At 53.9% G+C, this 763-nt stretch carries 1 rRNA gene; it reads left to right on the forward strand.

Annotated features, from left to right (window positions below):
* Positions 1 to 763: ribosomal RNA gene (locus OVY01_RS22985) — 23S ribosomal RNA — on the forward strand; the annotation flags it as partial.

Here is a 763-nt window from a genome sequence, read left to right on the forward strand (position 1 = left end):
GCGAATGCTGACATGAGTAGCGATAAAGGGGGTGAAAAGCCCCCTCGCCGTAAGCCCAAGGTTTCCTACGCAACGTTCATCGGCGTAGGGTGAGTCGGCCCCTAAGGCGAGGCAGAGATGCGTAGCTGATGGGAAGCAGGTTAATATTCCTGCACCATTGTTAGATGCGATGGGGGGACGGATCGCGGAAGGTTGTCCGGGTGTTGGAAGTCCCGGTCCTTGCATTGGAGAAGGCACTTAGGCAAATCCGGGTGCGGAATTCAAGGGTGTGAGGCCAGTCGCTCAGGCGACGAAGCAATCGGAAGTGGTTCCAAGAAAAGCCTCTAAGCTTCAGTCTAACAAGACCGTACCGCAAACCGACACAGGTGGGCGAGATGAGTATTCTAAGGCGCTTGAGAGAACTCGGGAGAAGGAACTCGGCAAATTGGTACCGTAACTTCGGGATAAGGTACGCCCTGGTAGCTTGATCGGCTCGCGCCGAGAGGGTGAAAGGGTTGCAATAAACTGGTGGCTGCGACTGTTTAATAAAAACACAGCACTCTGCAAACACGAAAGTGGACGTATAGGGTGTGACGCCTGCCCGGTGCCGGAAGATTAAATGATGGGGTGCAAGCTCTTGATTGAAGTCCCGGTAAACGGCGGCCGTAACTATAACGGTCCTAAGGTAGCGAAATTCCTTGTCGGGTAAGTTCCGACCTGCACGAATGGCGTAACGATGGCCACACTGTCTCCTCCCGAGACTCAGCGAAGTTGAAGTGTTTGT

The sequence above is a fragment of the Robbsia betulipollinis genome (assembly GCF_026624755.1).
GTDB lineage: Bacteria > Pseudomonadota > Gammaproteobacteria > Burkholderiales > Burkholderiaceae > Robbsia > Robbsia betulipollinis.